Below are 14,815 nucleotides of genomic sequence, written 5' to 3'. Positions count from 1 at the left end.
CCTCAACCGGCGGTCCGCGTCGGAGGCCTGCCCGGCATGCCCAGCAGCACGTTCATCCGCCCACTGCGAAATCCCGCCAGGTCGATCGCCGCGAACGCGAAGCCCGTCGCCCGCAGTTCCCTGTCCAGCAGGTCACGCGCGACCACGACGCGTTCGATGTCCTCCTCCGGGACCTCGATCCGCGCGACCGTACCGTTCGCGTGCGCGCGCACCCGGCATTCTGCGAATCCCAGGGATTGCAACACACTTTCCGCCCGGTCGATGCGCTCCAGGACCTCGGCGGTCACCGGATCGCCGTAGGCCACGCGGGAGGCGAGGCAGGCCGATGCCGGTTTCGCCGCGGTGGACAACCCCAGTTCGGCGCTGACCCTGCGCACGTCTCCCTTGGACATTCCCACGTCGACGAGAGGAGAGATCACACCTCGGGCGGCGGCGGCACGCTGGCCGGGACGGTGGTCGCCCAGGTCGTCGGTGTTGGTGCCGAGGGCGATCCGCCCACCGGCCAGGGAGGCGATCGGCTCCACAGCGTCCAGCAGCGCAGACTTGCAGTGGTAGCACCGGTCGCCCTGGTTGCGTACGTATTCCGGGCGCTCGATCTCGTCCGTGCATACTTCCACGTGCCGGATGCCGTACCGTCCGGCGAATTCCCGGGCCTGGGTGCGGGCCGTCGGTGACAGGCTGGGCGAGACCGCGGTCACCGCGACGGCACGCGGTCCCAGCTCCTGGCTTGCCACGGTGGCCACCAAGGCGGAGTCGACTCCGCCGGAGAAAGCCACGATGAGTGCCGTCTCCTCGCGTATCCGCTCCCGCAGGGCGCGGAGCAGTTCTTCTGCCACTCGTCCTCCTCATTCGCCGAGGGAACCAGCAGACCCACGGCCACCCCACCCACCGGTCTGGCGTCGCAACAACGTAGACCGGACGCGCAACTCTACGGGATCCGTGTGCGACGCGAGCAGTAAGGTACGTGATCACCTCGGCGCAGGCGGTGGCCCGCGCACAACAGACGCCGGCCAAGCCGGGTGTTGGGGTGATCGTGGCGCGCCGGCCGAGGCCAACGCGCCACCGCGTCAGCACGCCGTCGGATCCACCGGTCAGCCTGCCTTGCGCACCGCCCCGGCCGGCCGAGCGCCGCCGCCGGCCGACCGGATGTCCTGGTAGATCTCGGCGTGTTGGGCCGCACTCGCCTCCCAGGTGAACCGGGAGACGGTGGGCCGGCTCCCGCGGTGCAACCGCGTGCGGAGCTCCGGGCTCTCCGCCAGCTCCCGCATTCCCCGCGCCAGGGCCGTCGCGTCGGCGACCGGGGTGAGCAGTGCGTTGCGCCGGTCGGTCAGATACTCCTTGAACACGGGCAGATCGCTGGCGATCACCGGGAGTTCCGCGCTCATCGCCTCGAGGACGGCAAGCCCCCAGCCTTCCTTGACGGAGGGGAAGGCAAGCGCGTCGGCGGCACGGTACCAGGCACTCAGTTCACTGTCCGGAACCGTCCCGAGCAGGACGACGTCCGTGCCCAGCTCCAGTCCGAGCGCCGGAAGTGCGGACAGGGCGGCATCACGGTAGTCGGCGTAGTCCTGGAAGGAGTGGCCCCCGACAACCGCGAGGACGGGCGGCGTGTCCATCAGGTCCTTGAGGATGGACATCGCCCGGAAGAGATGGACCGTGCCCTTGCGCGGTTCCACCCCGCCCACGGCCAGGAAGAGGAACCGGTCCTCCGCCCCGATCCCCTTGCGCAGCCGGCTTCGCAGCTCCGCAGGGATGGGGCCGAAGCGATGGGGATCCACCCCGTTGTGGACGACGTGGGACTCGACGTCGTACTCGGTGCGCAGCAGCTCGCGCCAGTACTCGCTGACGACGAGGACGCGGTCGGGCTCGAAGATCGCCCGGCGCTGGCAGTCGATCAGTGCGGGTGTGGTGAAGTCGTCCACGTGATGCACCGTGCGCACGACGGTCACCGGCGCACCCGCGTCCCGCACACGCGCTGCCGCGCGCGCGGAGATGCAGTCCTGGGTGTGGAGGATGTCGAACCGGTCGCTCACGTCCGCCAGGCCCTCGGCGAGGGTGTCGAGGGAGGCGAACACCCGTGACTCGAGGGTGGCTTCTCGACGGGGGGCCGGGATGATGGTGTGCGGTACGGGGGTGGGCCGGAAGAAGCCGGCGTCCCTCTCCCCGAGCGCGATCAGATGGACGGGGACGCCTCGGCGGTGCATGGCCTCAGCCAGCGAGAGGGTGTGCACGACACCGCCCCGCGGCTTGGTCGAGTACGTGACGAGTGCCAGTTCTTCGGGTGATGTCACAGCACCTCACCGACCAGGTCCGGGTCGCGCAGAGCGATGGCCGCAGCCGCGAGGGATGCCCGGGCAGCGGTTTCGGTCACGATGCATCCGGCCTCCTCGAGCGCGCGCCGCTGGGCCTCCAGGCCCTGGGGGTCCCGCTCGGTGCCCAGCACGTACGCGACCACGACCGGTCCGCCTCGTGCGGCGATGTCAGCGCAGACGGGAGCCAACTGCCCTGCCGGATCCGGGTGGGCGCCGTGGCCGAGGACGACGTCCATCAGGATGGCGGCGACCTGGGGGTCGGCGCCCTGCTTGCGCAGCAGTTCGATCCTCGCCTCGGGATCGATCATCGGGTGGGGCCGCCCCTTGGTGTACTCCTCCTCGCCGAGGTCGAGACACACATGGCTGCCGGGCGGCTCGGGGACCATCCACGACTCCTGGATGGGTGTGTTGGAGTGCACGGGTCCCACGAACTTCGACAGGATGACCAGCGACTCGTAGCAGAGTGTGCCGCCGGAGTAGAGCCCCCGGATGAGCGTACGATCCGGCCCCAGCCGGTCGCCGGCCTCGGCCACCCGCTGCCGGAGGTTTCCGGTCAGGTTGGGAGCGTCGGCGCCCAGGAGTTCGACTGCCTTGACCGCGCCGCCTTCCAGCGTCCCGGTCAGCGCGACGTGCGCCGGCACGTCGAATTCCGCCTGCAGGCCGATCAGCGCGGCCACCAGGGGCTTGTCCTGGGCCGTCTCGACCACGCTCCGGGCGACGCTCTCCTCCGGCGGTTTCGACACGAGCAGGATCACGTCGGTGTCCGGGTCCGCGCAGAGCGCTTTGACAGCCACCTTCGCCATGCGCCCGCCGACCGCGCCGGAGAGGTCCCGGCCGCCGAGGCCGATGACATGGGAGACGCCGACTCCCCACCGGTCCAACAGCGTTGCGACCTCCTGGGCACCGGTGCCCGCGGCGGCGATGACACCGACCCGGCCCGGCTCGACCACGTTGGCGAAGCCCAGGCACGTACGGCCCAGCATCGCCGTTCCGGCTCCCGGCCCCATGACCAGGTGGCCCAGCCGCTCGGCCCGTTCCTTGAGCGCGATCTCGTCCTCGACGGACACGTTGTCGCTGAACAGCAGCACGTCGAGGCCGGCCGAGAGCGCCTTGTGCGCTTCGAGCGCCGCATAGTCGCCCGGCACCGAGATCACGGCGACGTTGGTCGACGGCTGGTTCTCCAGCGCGCGTTCGAGGGTCCGGGGGGCACGATCGCTCTGCGCATCCATGTCACCGCCCGCGCGCGCGGCGAACATCGCGATCTCGCCGGCCGTCAGGGCGGCGTCGATCGCGTCCTGGCCGGCGGCCCGGACGGCGAGGAACAGGTCGTTCGCTCCCGCTCCGGAACAGTCGTCGGTGAAACCCTCGGACCGAAGAATGTCCAGGTTGGCCGGGGTCGCCATCGCCGCCGCCGCCCAGTCGACACCTTCCGCCTGGCGCATGGCGCGCGTGCCGGACAGCTGGATGACGGAATCGACGTAGGTGTCCTTGAAGAGGCGGATCGTGGTCTTCATCGGGTCGCTCCAACCTGGGTCCGGGAGGTCACGATGCGAGTGCCCACTTCCGCATCGGCCTTCGGATCCGCATCGAGTGAGGCCTGCACGAGTTGTGGGGTGGTGATGACCGCCGTTTCCCCGCCGTTTCTGATGAATCGCAGTGCGGCCCGCACCTTCGGCCCCATGCTGCCTTCCGGGAACTGGCCGTCGCCGAGGTGGCGTTCCGCCTCCTCGGCGGTCATTTCCCTGACAGGGCGCTGCTGCGGGGTTCCAAAGTCCAGCAGCACCCTCTCCACGCCGGTGACGAGGACCAGGGCGTCGGCCTTCAGGGAGGTGGCGAGCTGTTGTGCGGCGTAGTCCTTGTCGATGACGGCGTCCACGCCGGTGTACCCCTTGTCCTGCCGCACGACGGGAACGCCACCGCCGCCCGCGGCGACGACGATGACACCGCTGTCCACCAGCGTCTTGATGACTCCGGCCTCGACGATGCGGGTGGGTTCCGGTGAGGGGACGACGCGGCGGTAACCGCGTCCGGCGTCCTCGGCCACCCTCCATCCCCGCTGGTTCGCCAGGAGCGTTGCCTGGTCCGCGTCGAAGAACGGGCCGATCGGCTTCGTCGGACGGTCCATGGCGGGGTCGTCGGCTTCGACCACGACATGCGTCACCAAGGAGGCGACGTCGCGGATCCGGCTTCCTCCCACGCGGCGCAGGGCCAGCGTGAGGAGGCTGCCGATCTGTCCCTGCGTCATCGAGCCGAGACAGAACAGGGGTTGCTGCGGTACGAGGGGCTCGCCCTGTTCCTGCTGGATGGCGAGGTTGCCGACTTGCGGGCCGTTGCCGTGGACCAGGACCACGTTCCAACCGGCGTCGCGCAGCGAGCAGACGGTTTCCGCCATGTGCAGGGCGTTGAGTTCCTGCTCGACGTAAGTGCCTGATTGCCCTTCGAGGGTGAGGACGTTGCCACCCAGGGCAACTACAGCAGTCTTCGACATGTGGGCTTCTCCGGATGGGCGCCGATCTTCTCCATTATCCGATCGCGCTGCCTACTATAGTGAACGCCTCCGAGGGGTCAACCTCCCCTTCGGGGGCCGATCGGCAACGCGTGCGCGATGCCGAGTGATTGACAAGCCACCCCCGGACGTTTCTTATAGGAAGCAATAACTTCCCAAAGTAGATGCATTGGCAGGTGGACCATGACTGTCAGCTCAGGACCGGAACTCGCCGTCGGTGACGCTGCCGGCCACACCGGCTCGTTCTCCCCTGCGCACGACCCGCGGGCGCTCGCCGAGCTCATCGTGGATCTGCAGAGTGCCGGGCTCCGCCTCGAGACGGAGATCGAACGACGGCGCGGCGGAGCAGGTCCCTCCGACTCAGGGATGCTCTGGGTCGAAGGCACGGCGGTCACGGTGCCGACGGAGACCGACGCCGCTCGGACCTCGCCGTACGTCCTGCGTGTCGAGGACGAGGGCTACGGCATCTACCGGGACGGGGAACGGCTGGCGAGCGCATCGGGCGCGGAGCGCCCCCGTTTCTACGACATGACGACGTCGGACGGGATTCCGTACTGGAAGATCGCGCTGATGCACCTGGACTCCCTGGCCAGCACGGTGGTCCAGACGTGCGCCTACTGGGGAAAGTCGGATCAGTGCACGTTCTGCGGCATCGGCGTGTCCCTCGACAGCGGACGCACGATCGTCAAGAAGACTCCCGCCCAGCTGGCCGAGGTCGCCGTCGCGGCCAAGAGGTTGGACGGTGCGGTCGACGCGACCCTGACCACGGGCAGTTCCCTCGGCGTCGACCGCGGGGCCCGGTACGTCGCCCGGTGCGGGAACGCGATCAAGGAGGCCTCGGGTCTTCCGGTGGAGGTGCAGTTCGAGCCGCCCCTCGACCTCGACGTCATCAACGAGGTCGGGGACCTCGGGATCGACTCGGTCGGCATTCACGTGGAGTCCTTCGACCCGAAGGTGCTCGGCGAAGTCGCCCCCGCCAAGGCCCGCACCGGCATCGACCACTATTTCCGTGCGTGGGAGCGGGCCGTCTCCGTCTTCGGAGAGGGCCAGGTGTCCACCTATGTCATCCTCGGCATGGGAGAGGACCCCGACCTGACGATCGAGGGCTGTCGCCGCGCCATCGACATCGGGGTGTATCCCTTCGTCGTCCCCATCCGGCCGGTCGCCGGAAGCCTGATGGAAGACGTCACGCCGCCCTCCAGGCAGTACACGGAACGGATCTACCGCCGGGTGGCCGCCTACATGACGGCCCGCGGGCTGAAGGCCACCGGCGTCGCCGCGGGATGCGCCCGCTGCCAGGCCTGCTCGGCGCTCAACGCCGTCCAGAACCTGATGCAGATCGGGCCCCGTCCCGGTGGTGGCTCGTGACGGGCACGGTGCCCCTCGATGCCGTGGGCTCCGGCGTGCGCATCTCGCTCCAGGATTCACGCGGCGGCACGCTGATCTGCCGGGCCACCGCCCCGCAGGAGCGCCGGCTGCACCACGGCATCCGCCGGCGGGTCTTCGTCGAGGAACAGGGCGTCTTCGCCGCGTCGGATCTCGACTCGTACGACGCGCGGGACGACGTGATCCATGCGATCGCCATCTACAACGGCATCGCGGCCGGAACCGTCCGCCTCTTCCCGATCGACCGGGACACCGGGCTCTGGCAGGGAGACAGACTGGCCGTACTGCCGCAGTTCCGCGTCCACGGCCTCGGGGGTCCTTTGGTACGCTTCGCCGTCGCCGTCGCGGCGGCCGCCGGCGGCCGGCAGATGCTCGCCCACGTCCAGTTGGCGAACGTCCGCTTCTTCGAGCGCCTGGGCTGGCGACGGTCCGCAGCGGTCGAGACGTACGTGGGTCGACCGCACCAGCCGATGACCATCGCCCTGCCTCCCGCGTCCGGGGACGATGTCGTCCGCCTCGAGCCGAGCCCGCACACCAGGACCGGCGCAATCGGCTCCCCCGCTTCGTACGTCAGCCGCTGAGCACCGGCGGAACCGCCTTCATGCCACATGGCGGCGGCCACGGTGGTGTCCTCCTCGTGCGGGAGCAGGGCATCACCGTGACCGCGCTCCGGCTGCACGGCCGGCCACGGAAGCGGCACTACCCCGCGTCCGGGTGGGCGGGCAGATGCCGCAGTCCCCGGGCGAGTCCGGTCACGAGGTCCTGCCCCGAGCTCTGCCCGAAGGTCAGGAGGGTGTCCACAGCGGTGCGGGCCCTGGTCAGCTGGCCGTCCGCCACCGCGTCGAGGAACGTGTGCGCGGGCTCGATGAGCCGGCCTCTCGCCGCCCAGGCCAGGAACGCCGCAGCGATGTCGTTCGTCCGCACCGCCCCCGCCAGCGCGACCAGATGGGGTTGCCCCACGGCCCCCCACAACGCCCTCGCGACCACGAACACACCCGCGAGAACGTCGTCGCCGGACGGTGTGAGGCCGGGCCCCCGCCCGCCGAGGAGGCGGGCGAGGGGTGAAAGATCGCCGGCGCGCAGGTACTGCGACACCTGATGGTCGAGCCCTCCGGAGCCGCCCGTGAGCAGCAGCGACGGCGGCACGTGCGCCGTGGCGTCCACGCCCACGGCCCGATGGGCGAGGAGATCACCGGCCGGAGGCGGCAGCGGCCGCCACGTCGGGCACGCCAGGCTGATCCAGGCCCGCCTGACCTGCAGTCCCGTCCCCGTCGTCACGACCCGGTCGCCGGTGCCCACGGCCGGCAGGGCACTGCAGCGCAGGTGCAGCGGCCCCCGCTCGACCCCTGGTCCGGTGAGCGCCACCAGCCCCTGGGGAAACCGCAGATAGACGGCCTTCGAATGCACAGAGTGGACCGTGCCGGCGCCGGCCCGGGAGAGGATCCTCCGCGCGCCGGCGCCCATGTCCAACGGTGTCATGAAGTCCGTGCGGCAAGGTCGAGCAGTGCCTCGACGAAGCAGGCGACGGGCGCGGTCGCCACTCCGGCACCCACCTGCCCGATGCCGGAACTGACGTGCAGCACCCCGGTGTTAACCTTCGGGGTGATACCGAGCTCGACGACCCGGCGCAGATCGACGCCCACGGGAGTCCCCTGGAAGTCCAGCGGGGGCAGCTTGAAGCGGGAGCTGGCCCCGGCGCAGATCGCCGCCATGGCCTCGGTCGCCTTCAGCGCGTCGGCCATGGTCCCGCCGAGGAAGGCCGCGACCGCGGGCGAACCCGCGGCGGCCGGCCCGCCCAGGCCCATGAGTTCGAGGACCGCGCTGTCGCCGATGTCGCGTGCGCTGGTCTCGGGACCGTATCCGGAGTAGTACAGCGCGTCCTCGACCGGAGGAGCTTCGGTGATGTACCAGTGGTCCGAGCCCGCCACACGGATGCCGAACGTGGTGCCGTTGCGGGCCATCGAGGTCACGATGCTCGATCCCTGCACCTGCTCCGCCCACAACGTCAGCGACTTCGCGGACGCCATCGCGAGGTTGAGGAAGAACAGGTGGTTCCCGGAGAGGTACCGGGCGAACTCGACGCGTCCCGGTCCCTCGTACTCCGCGATGTACGGCAGCAGGTTGCGCGTCAGCAGGTTGGTCGTGGCCTGCGTACGCATATGAAGGTCGTCGCCCATCTGGATGCCCTGGCTGGCCAGGGCGAGCAGATCGATCGGCCCGGTCCTGCGAACGGTCCAGGACAGTAGCGGTCCGGCGACGTCCCGCAGGAAGCGGAGCCGTTCGATCGCGGCGTCCGTCTCGCGTCCGAACCATGCGACCTCTCCCGGGCCCTGGTTGATCGGCGAGAACGCACGCGTGCCGCCCTGCTCGTTCTCCACCACGAACACCGGGGCCGAAGGGCCAATCGCGGTCGCCATCGGGACGACCATGGCGTGGTGGTTTGCGGGTTCCAGCCGGACCTCGCCGCGCTCGACCAGCCGGTGGGCCTGCTCGACGTCGTCGGCCCATCCTTCGGCCACGACGGCGGCGCGGATGGAACGGCGCAGCGGGTCGCACACATCGGTCCAGTCGATCGGCGGACCGCAGTGCACGATGGTCCGCCCGTCGAAGCCCAGCACGACCTCACTCGCCCGCGAGACCTCGACGAGGAAGGGGACGCCCTGATCAAGACGCCGGACGACCTCGGCGTTGGCCTCGTCGATCGCGGCCGCGCGATCGCCGTAGAGACTCTGCAGAGCCTTGACGGCGTCCAGGTTTCCCCCGGCGGGAATGCGCCAGTCGACGTGCTGGACCGGGCGGTCCTGATCACGGACGGAGTCGGCGAACAACGGCAGTCCGACGTTGACGACCTCGACCTGGTGGGGCAGCGACACGGTGGGCGACGCAATGGTCATCAGAGGTTTCTCCCATCTCGATCCGGTGTGCTGGTCAGGGTGCGACCCTGCGCCGCCCTCTGCCGGGCCGTGGCCAGCAAGGCCTGCTCGGCCGCTTCGAAGGCGGCCCGCCGGTGGACCACCGTCTTCTCCAGTTCGGCGATCTCCTCGGTGATCGAGGCGGTCATCGCGGCGAACGACGAAGCGGCGGCGCCCCCGACGACACGGCGCGAGGCCACGATCTGCGCGGGGTCGAGGGCGGGCGTGAGGTCCTCTCCGGCCAGTCCCCAGGAGTGCCCGGTGTGTTCTTCGGCGGCGCGGTCGAGCATTTCCCCGGTGATGTCGATGCCGCGGACGTGGTTCCGGCTGGCTTCCCGCACCGCGTTGCCGACCACGACGTAGGCGCTGCGATAGTCGACCCCGCAGCGCAGGACCAGATGCTCGGCGAGATCCGTGGCTTGGGTGTAGCCGCGCAGCAACTCCTCGAGCATGCGGTCGGCGTTGACGTTCAGCGTGCGCACGACGCCGCTCATCAACCGGGTGACCTTCAGGCACAGATCCACGGCCCGGGGCACCTCGCCGTAGGCGAAGATGAAGTTGTCGCTGCGCGCCGAGGGGCTCTTGGTGACCGCCAGGAAGCCGGTGAGCCGGCCGACGAGGACTCCGGAGGCTCCTCGCACGATGGACAGGGAATACGGGTTGCGCTTCTGCGGCATGAGGACGCTCGACCGGCTGTAGGCGTCGTCCAGGTCGACGAAGTCGAATTCCGAGCTCGACCAGATCTCCAGGTCCTCAGCGAGCTTGCTCTGGTTCGACAACAGGCTCGCGGCGCCGGCGAGGATGTGGATCAGGCCGTCGACCTGCCACATGGCGTCCCGCGTGTGGTCGATGACGCCGTCGAAGCCGAGTGCCCGGGCGATGAAGCTCCGGTCGTCGAGCAGCCTCGTCCCGTTCACGCACCCCGCCCCGCCCGGGCTGTGGTTGATCCCGGACAGCTCCTCCAGCAGCCGGCGGGCGTCCCTGATCGCAGGATAGGTGAAGGACAGCAGGTAGTGGCCCAGGGTGGAGGGCTGCGCCTGCTGCAGATAGGTCTGATCGGGCATCAGGGTGTCGGCGTGCGCGGCCGCCTTCGTCGTGACCGCGGAAGCGAACCCCAGGGTGTCGGCCACCAGGTCGGCCAGCTGCCGCCGCAGTTGCAGCCGCAGGGCGACCCGCGCGGCTTCGCGGCGTGGCCTCCCTGCATGCAACCACCCAGCCAGGTCACCCAGTTCGCGGACGAAGTAGCGCTCGCGCGAGTTGTACGCCTCGCCGTAGGCCGGGTCGTAGGGGAAGTCCTCGACGGAGGTCGCGTGGACCTTCAGCAGCAGCGCGAGCAGTGCCCGCTCGGCGTCCTCGGGAATGATGCCCCGCCTGCCCATGTCCAGGACGTGGGCGATGTCGGCGAGGTTGAGGCCCTCGTGGAGATATGGAGCGTCGTTGTTCTCGAGGGCGAATCCCGACTCCACCAGCTCGATGGCCGGCCCTTGTTCCGGAGGGCCCCCTCGGCGTGTACGTCTGGTCATGTGTTCCTCACCTGTGTGAATGCGGCCACGGCCGGGACGAGTCCTCCGGTGTGCCAGAAGACCACGGGCCCAGGCGTTCCTGATTGCAGCAGCTCTGCGGTCACGCGGAAGGACTTCGCCGTGTACGTGGCATCCAGCACCAGGCCTTCGGTCTCCATCGCGAGCCGCGCGAAGCGCACGTCGTCGGCGGAGGGGATCCCGAAACCCGGCCCCCGGGCGTCGACCACCTCGACGTCCTCAGGACGCGGCAGCTCCCAGGACCCGTGCTGCCGCGCGCATCCCCGCGCGATGTCGAACACGCGCGCCGTGATCTCGTCGACCGGTCTGCTGACGGATGCCCCGATCAGACGCCAGCGCTTCGCCAGTCCCGTCAGGCCCGCGAGGAGGCCGGCCTGGGTGCCTCCCGAACCCGTGGCCACGACGATCGCCTCCGGCTCCATGCCGAGCGTGTCCAGTTGCCCGGCCAGTTCCCGAGCAGCCATGGCAAAGCCCATGGCGCCCAGGGGGGTCGATCCGCCCCGTGGCAGAGGCAGCGGCCGACGCCCCTCGGCAGCGAGGTCGGAGGCCACCGCCGCTACGGCCGCGTCCACGAATTCCCGGTCCTCGCCGGTGAAGTGGAGACGAGCACCGCACGCGCGGGCCATGGCCAGGTTGGGGGACAGGACGGCCGGCGACGCGCCGGGAACGACCAGAACGCAGTCGAGCCCGGCCGTCCGCGCCGCCACCGCCGCGGCCTGGCAGAAGTTCGAACCCGGCCCCCCGCCCGTGACGAGCACGTCGCAGCCGTCGGCGCACGCGGCGCCCAGGAGGTACTCCAGCGGCCGCGCCTTGTTGCCCGCACAGGAGAATCCGATGAGGTCGTCACGCTTCACCAGCACAGGACCGCAGCCGAGCGCCTCTTCCAGGCGATGGGCCCGTACCAACGGGGTGGGCAGCACCGCGAGGGGAAAGGGGGAAGGGATCAACGCCATGTCTGCGGCTCCTGCTCACGTGCTCGGCGCCCCCTGCGTACGACGTCGTCGACCATGCGGCAGGCCGTGCCGACAGCGGAACGCCGCACCCATGTGCGGATCTCCTCTTGTGTCGCGAGTCCGCGCTCCTGCAGCGCCGCGGCGAGATCGGCGCCGGCGCCCTGCTCGCGCAGCACGTCCTGCAGGACCGCCTGCGCCTGGTGCTTGCCGAGGCGCTCGGACAACGCCGCGAGCACCCGCTCGGACGCCAGGCGGTCGCCGTGCCGCGTCACGTTGGCCGCCATGGCGTCCGGGTCCACCTCGAGCCCGGCGAGCAGGTCGTGGGCGGTACGTACGGCACGAGCGGTGAGCAGGCAGATCTCCGGCAGGGCCACCCACTCGGCCTTCCAGCCCCGGCCGTCCCGTTCGTGCTGCTGGACCATGCCTTCCAGCAGGATCCCCGCGTTGCCCCGGGCCAGCCGGGCCAGGGTGTCGAGGTGCTCACTGTTCTCCGGGTTGCGCTTGTGCGGCATGGTGATGCTGCTGACCCCGCCGGGGGGCGCGGGCTCGCGCAACTCGCCTATTTCGGGGCGCTGCAACTCGTACACGTCGGCGCCCACGCGCGCCAGGGTTCCGCAGATCATCGCGAGCACACCGGCGAATTCCGCCAGCCGGTCCCGCGCGGTCAGCCAGGAGATGCCCGGGTCGGCAAGCCGCAGGTGCCGGCAGAACCGCCGGCGGAGTTCCTGTCCGTCCCCTTCGAAGAAGCCCAGGGCACCGACCGCGCCGCCGAGTTGGCCGACGGCCCAGCGGTCGCGTCCCTGGTGCAGGCGCTCGATGTGCCGGCGGATCTCGTCGGCCCAGCCGGCCGCCTTGAACCCGAAGGTGACCGGAGCGCCGGGCTGCCCGTGGGTGCGTCCTGCCATCACGGTGTCCCGGTGCAGGGAGGCGAGCTGGAGCAGGACCGCCTCGACCGATCGCAGGTCCTCCCAGAGGAGCGAGCCCACTTCGCGCATCACGATGCCGAACCAGGTGTCGGTCAGGTCCTGGACCGTCGCACCGAAGTACACGTGCTCACGCGCCTGTTCCGGCAGGACCTGCTGCAGGCCCCGGATGAGCCCCAGCGTCGAGTGGCTGGTCCTGCGGGTCTCCTCGGCCACGTGGTCCAGGTCGAGCAGTTCCACCCGGGCGTGCTCGGCGATGGCGTCCGCGGCGTGCCGCGGGATGATGCCCAGGTCGGCCTGGGCGCGGGCGAGTGCGACCAGGATGTCCAGCCAGGACTGGACCCGGCCGGTCTCCTCGAACAGCGCGCGCGTTTCGGGGGTGCCCCACAGATGGGCGTACATGGATGAGTCCGTCAGACGGGCGCCCACGTCGGCTCCAGATGCTCGGCCAAAGAGGACAGGGCACGCCGCACATGCTCCAGCGACGAGCCCCAGGGGACGGAGACCGTCCCTTCGCTGTGCTCGATGTCTTCTTCCTGCATGCAGCACTTCGTCAGCACCGCGGAGTCGCCGTCCGAGGCGTACAGGCCGGGGCAGAAGTCCTCGCCCGGCGGGGTGAACCCGTAGAACCACTGGTGGATCTGCCGTGAACGGGCGCACCCGAGCAGGGTCCAGTCGGCACGTTCGGGACGTTCATCGAGGAAGTGGACTTCGGCCTCGGGTATGTCCCCTCCCGACCCCCGGCAGGGCAGCAGATAGCTTTTCGCAGGGTGCCGCCGCGCCAGCGTCTCCAGGTCGATGAGTTCCGGGACGAGTTCGATGGGGGGCAGGTCCTCGGCGGTGTCGAGGATGCGCCGGGCCTGGTCAAAGAGCTTGGCCGGCGAGGGCGGGACCACCTCGCGCACGGCGATGCGCAAGGGTTCCGGGTGGAGGATGAAATTGACGTGCTCGTACCGGCCTTGCACGACCACGGCCGGTGATCCCGCGGCATGCCGGCGTGCGGCGTGTGCCAGGGCCGACGGTACGGCGACGTCGGCCTCCGGGACGTGCACGAAGGCGCACTCGGCGGGCGAGGCCAGAAGCTCCACCTCGACGATCGGGCTGAAGAGGGGGTCCTCCGATTCCTTCCTGACGCGCAGCAGCGCGGTGTCCGTGCCGGACCGCACGACGATGAACCGGGTGCGCCGGTACGCCTCGCGGCCCAGGAAGTGCCGGCGCAGGCTCTCGGCGTCGAGGCCGCCATCGACATGGGCGACGGCGACCCCTCGGTATCGCCCAGGAACGACGTTGCGGGCCGGAAGCGGTGCGAAGGTCACGCCAGCACCCCTTGGCAACCGACGCCGACAGTGTCGGCGCGCAGACCCAGCCGGAGTGTCTCCACGGACAGTGCATCGTCCAGGGTCACATTGGCCAGGTTGACGTTGGCTCCGAACCGCCTGACGAACCAGGCCTGTTGGTCCTTGCGGGGTGCCTCGAAAAACACGCGGTCGGGACTGCCCGCGGCGATGACGGCGTCCACGATGTCCTCGCGAACGTCTCCGGCACTGTCGTAGAGACCGACAGTGCCGCTCTCCCGGGCCTCCGCCACGACCCACTTCGCTCCCGCGGCCAGATCACCCGCCACCTCGGCGGCCCATTCGTCCTCGTGCAGCTGATGCGCCTCGTCCTTGGAACCGGTCTCCGCCAGCACGATGAAGCGTGATGCGGCCCGCCGGATCAGCTCGCGCTTCTCCGTCGGCGACATCGGCACCACTCCACGGGACACCTCGACGTGCGGGAAGCCCTGCCGGTGCGCCCAGTCGAGGCACTCGTCCGCCTTGCCCTGGGCCCAGGCGATCTCCAGGAGCGTTCCGCCGAGGCAGGCGCCGATGTCGTGGTCGGCGAGCAGCTTGAGCTTCTCCTTCAGCGACCGGTCGATGTAGGCGGTGCCCCAGCCGAACTTCCAGACGTCGATGTGGTCCCCCGCCTCGGCAATGAGGGATGCCGCCGCGGCCGAGGTGATGCCCTTGTCGAGGACGTGGGTCAGGCCGCTCAGCCGCGGCTTCCCGGTCCGGTACGGGAGGGAGAGGAAGGTGGGGACAGACATGTTCCGGATAGTAGACGCGTTTGCACTATCCGACAAGAATCGACATGCCCTCATTCCATGCCACGCCCCCTCGTTCACCCGCTGAAGACACACCAGGCCGTAAGGCGCGCGAGGGTCGGTGTGGGCGGCTTTGTCACTTTTCGAGGCCGCCCGTACGTGGCCGTGCGGATGCGGGCACTCGACCGAAGTCTTGCCA

13 protein-coding genes are annotated in these 14,815 nt (G+C 70.0%); 2 read left to right on the top strand and 11 right to left on the bottom strand.

The annotated features are described in order from the left end of the window. Positions 1 to 2 precede the first annotated feature (2 nt). The 4 genes from larE to ACQEXA_RS12785 form a co-directional block, all read right to left on the bottom strand. Complete coding sequence (gene larE / locus ACQEXA_RS12800) at positions 3 to 836, bottom strand: ATP-dependent sacrificial sulfur transferase LarE (protein ID WP_359406224.1); 834 nt, start codon at positions 834 to 836, stop codon at positions 3 to 5. Between the two features lie 255 nt (positions 837 to 1,091). After that, positions 1,092 to 2,291 (bottom strand): MSMEG_0565 family glycosyltransferase, encoded by a 1,200-nt coding sequence (locus ACQEXA_RS12795; RefSeq protein ID WP_433129873.1) that lies wholly within the window; start codon positions 2,289 to 2,291, stop codon positions 1,092 to 1,094. Continuing rightward, positions 2,288 to 3,826 (bottom strand): FdrA family protein, encoded by a 1,539-nt coding sequence (locus ACQEXA_RS12790; RefSeq protein WP_433129872.1) that lies wholly within the window; start codon positions 3,824 to 3,826, stop codon positions 2,288 to 2,290. Before ACQEXA_RS12790 ends, ACQEXA_RS12795 begins: the two co-directional genes overlap by 4 nt. Further along, entirely contained in the window at positions 3,823 to 4,800 is a 978-nt protein-coding gene (locus tag ACQEXA_RS12785; RefSeq protein WP_432934801.1) for a carbamate kinase, read from the bottom strand. Before ACQEXA_RS12785 ends, ACQEXA_RS12790 begins: the two co-directional genes overlap by 4 nt. A 201-nt stretch (positions 4,801 to 5,001) precedes the next feature. Here ACQEXA_RS12785 and ACQEXA_RS12780 point away from each other — a divergent pair, with 201 nt between their 5' ends. Together ACQEXA_RS12780 and ACQEXA_RS12775 are read left to right on the top strand one after the other, a co-directional pair. Next, the gene (locus ACQEXA_RS12780) at positions 5,002 to 6,186 is read left to right on the top strand and encodes an MSMEG_0568 family radical SAM protein (protein ID WP_432934802.1); all 1,185 of its coding nucleotides are present in this window, start codon (positions 5,002 to 5,004) and stop codon (positions 6,184 to 6,186) included. After that, positions 6,183 to 6,785: an MSMEG_0567/Sll0786 family nitrogen starvation N-acetyltransferase gene (locus tag ACQEXA_RS12775; RefSeq protein WP_359406235.1), complete on the top strand. Its 603-nt coding sequence runs from the start codon at positions 6,183 to 6,185 to the stop codon at positions 6,783 to 6,785. The genes ACQEXA_RS12780 and ACQEXA_RS12775 overlap by 4 nt, the downstream gene beginning before the upstream one ends. Positions 6,786 to 6,903: 118 nt before the next feature. Here ACQEXA_RS12775 and ACQEXA_RS12770 read toward each other — a convergent pair whose 3' ends face one another. The 7 genes from ACQEXA_RS12770 to ACQEXA_RS12740 form a co-directional block, all read right to left on the bottom strand. Then, positions 6,904 to 7,611, bottom strand: a complete 708-nt coding sequence (locus ACQEXA_RS12770) for an oxamate carbamoyltransferase subunit AllH family protein (RefSeq protein ID WP_432934803.1) — start codon at positions 7,609 to 7,611, stop codon at positions 6,904 to 6,906. Between the two features lie 68 nt (positions 7,612 to 7,679). Then, positions 7,680 to 9,098 carry an oxamate carbamoyltransferase subunit AllG family protein gene (locus ACQEXA_RS12765; protein ID WP_432934804.1) on the bottom strand — a complete coding sequence of 473 codons (1,419 nt, stop codon included), beginning with the start codon at positions 9,096 to 9,098 and terminating at the stop codon, positions 7,680 to 7,682. Continuing rightward, the gene (gene argH / locus ACQEXA_RS12760) at positions 9,098 to 10,639 is read right to left on the bottom strand and encodes an argininosuccinate lyase (protein WP_432934805.1); all 1,542 of its coding nucleotides are present in this window, start codon (positions 10,637 to 10,639) and stop codon (positions 9,098 to 9,100) included. The genes ACQEXA_RS12765 and argH overlap by 1 nt, the downstream gene beginning before the upstream one ends. Next, positions 10,636 to 11,610, bottom strand: coding sequence for a 1-aminocyclopropane-1-carboxylate deaminase/D-cysteine desulfhydrase (locus tag ACQEXA_RS12755; RefSeq protein ID WP_432934806.1), 975 nt, complete (start codon positions 11,608 to 11,610; stop codon positions 10,636 to 10,638). Before ACQEXA_RS12755 ends, argH begins: the two co-directional genes overlap by 4 nt. Continuing rightward, entirely contained in the window at positions 11,601 to 12,935 is a 1,335-nt protein-coding gene (locus ACQEXA_RS12750) for a class-II fumarase/aspartase family protein (RefSeq protein WP_433129870.1), read from the bottom strand. Before ACQEXA_RS12750 ends, ACQEXA_RS12755 begins: the two co-directional genes overlap by 10 nt. Positions 12,936 to 12,946: 11 nt before the next feature. Then, positions 12,947 to 13,849, bottom strand: coding sequence for a DUF7714 family protein (locus ACQEXA_RS12745; RefSeq protein WP_432934808.1), 903 nt, complete (start codon positions 13,847 to 13,849; stop codon positions 12,947 to 12,949). After that, on the bottom strand, positions 13,846 to 14,619 hold the full coding sequence (locus ACQEXA_RS12740) for a phosphosulfolactate synthase (RefSeq protein WP_432934809.1): 774 nt from the start codon (positions 14,617 to 14,619) through the stop codon (positions 13,846 to 13,848). The genes ACQEXA_RS12745 and ACQEXA_RS12740 overlap by 4 nt, the downstream gene beginning before the upstream one ends. Between the last annotated feature and the right edge of the window lie 196 nt (positions 14,620 to 14,815).

Source organism: Streptomyces sp. CA-106110 (assembly GCF_050936285.1).
Classification (GTDB): domain Bacteria; phylum Actinomycetota; class Actinomycetes; order Streptomycetales; family Streptomycetaceae; genus Streptomyces.
This window is presented reverse-complemented; position numbering and strand designations above follow the sequence as displayed.

Bases quoted from the DNA above. Each gene is read 5' to 3' on its own strand.
- ACQEXA_RS12765 (WP_432934804.1), bottom strand. From the start codon at position 9,098: ATGACCATTGCGTCGCCCACCGTGTCGCTGCCCCACCAGGTCGAGGTC.
- ACQEXA_RS12780 (WP_432934802.1), top strand. From the start codon at position 5,002: ATGACTGTCAGCTCAGGACCGGAACTCGCCGTCGGTGACGCTGCCGGC.
- argH (WP_432934805.1), bottom strand. From the start codon at position 10,639: ATGACCAGACGTACACGCCGAGGGGGCCCTCCGGAACAAGGGCCGGCC.
- ACQEXA_RS12785 (WP_432934801.1), bottom strand. From the start codon at position 4,800: ATGTCGAAGACTGCTGTAGTTGCCCTGGGTGGCAACGTCCTCACCCTC.
- ACQEXA_RS12740 (WP_432934809.1), bottom strand. From the start codon at position 14,619: ATGTCTGTCCCCACCTTCCTCTCCCTCCCGTACCGGACCGGGAAGCCG.
- ACQEXA_RS12790 (WP_433129872.1), bottom strand. From the start codon at position 3,826: ATGAAGACCACGATCCGCCTCTTCAAGGACACCTACGTCGATTCCGTC.
- ACQEXA_RS12750 (WP_433129870.1), bottom strand. From the start codon at position 12,935: ATGTACGCCCATCTGTGGGGCACCCCCGAAACGCGCGCGCTGTTCGAG.
- ACQEXA_RS12755 (WP_432934806.1), bottom strand. From the start codon at position 11,610: ATGGCGTTGATCCCTTCCCCCTTTCCCCTCGCGGTGCTGCCCACCCCG.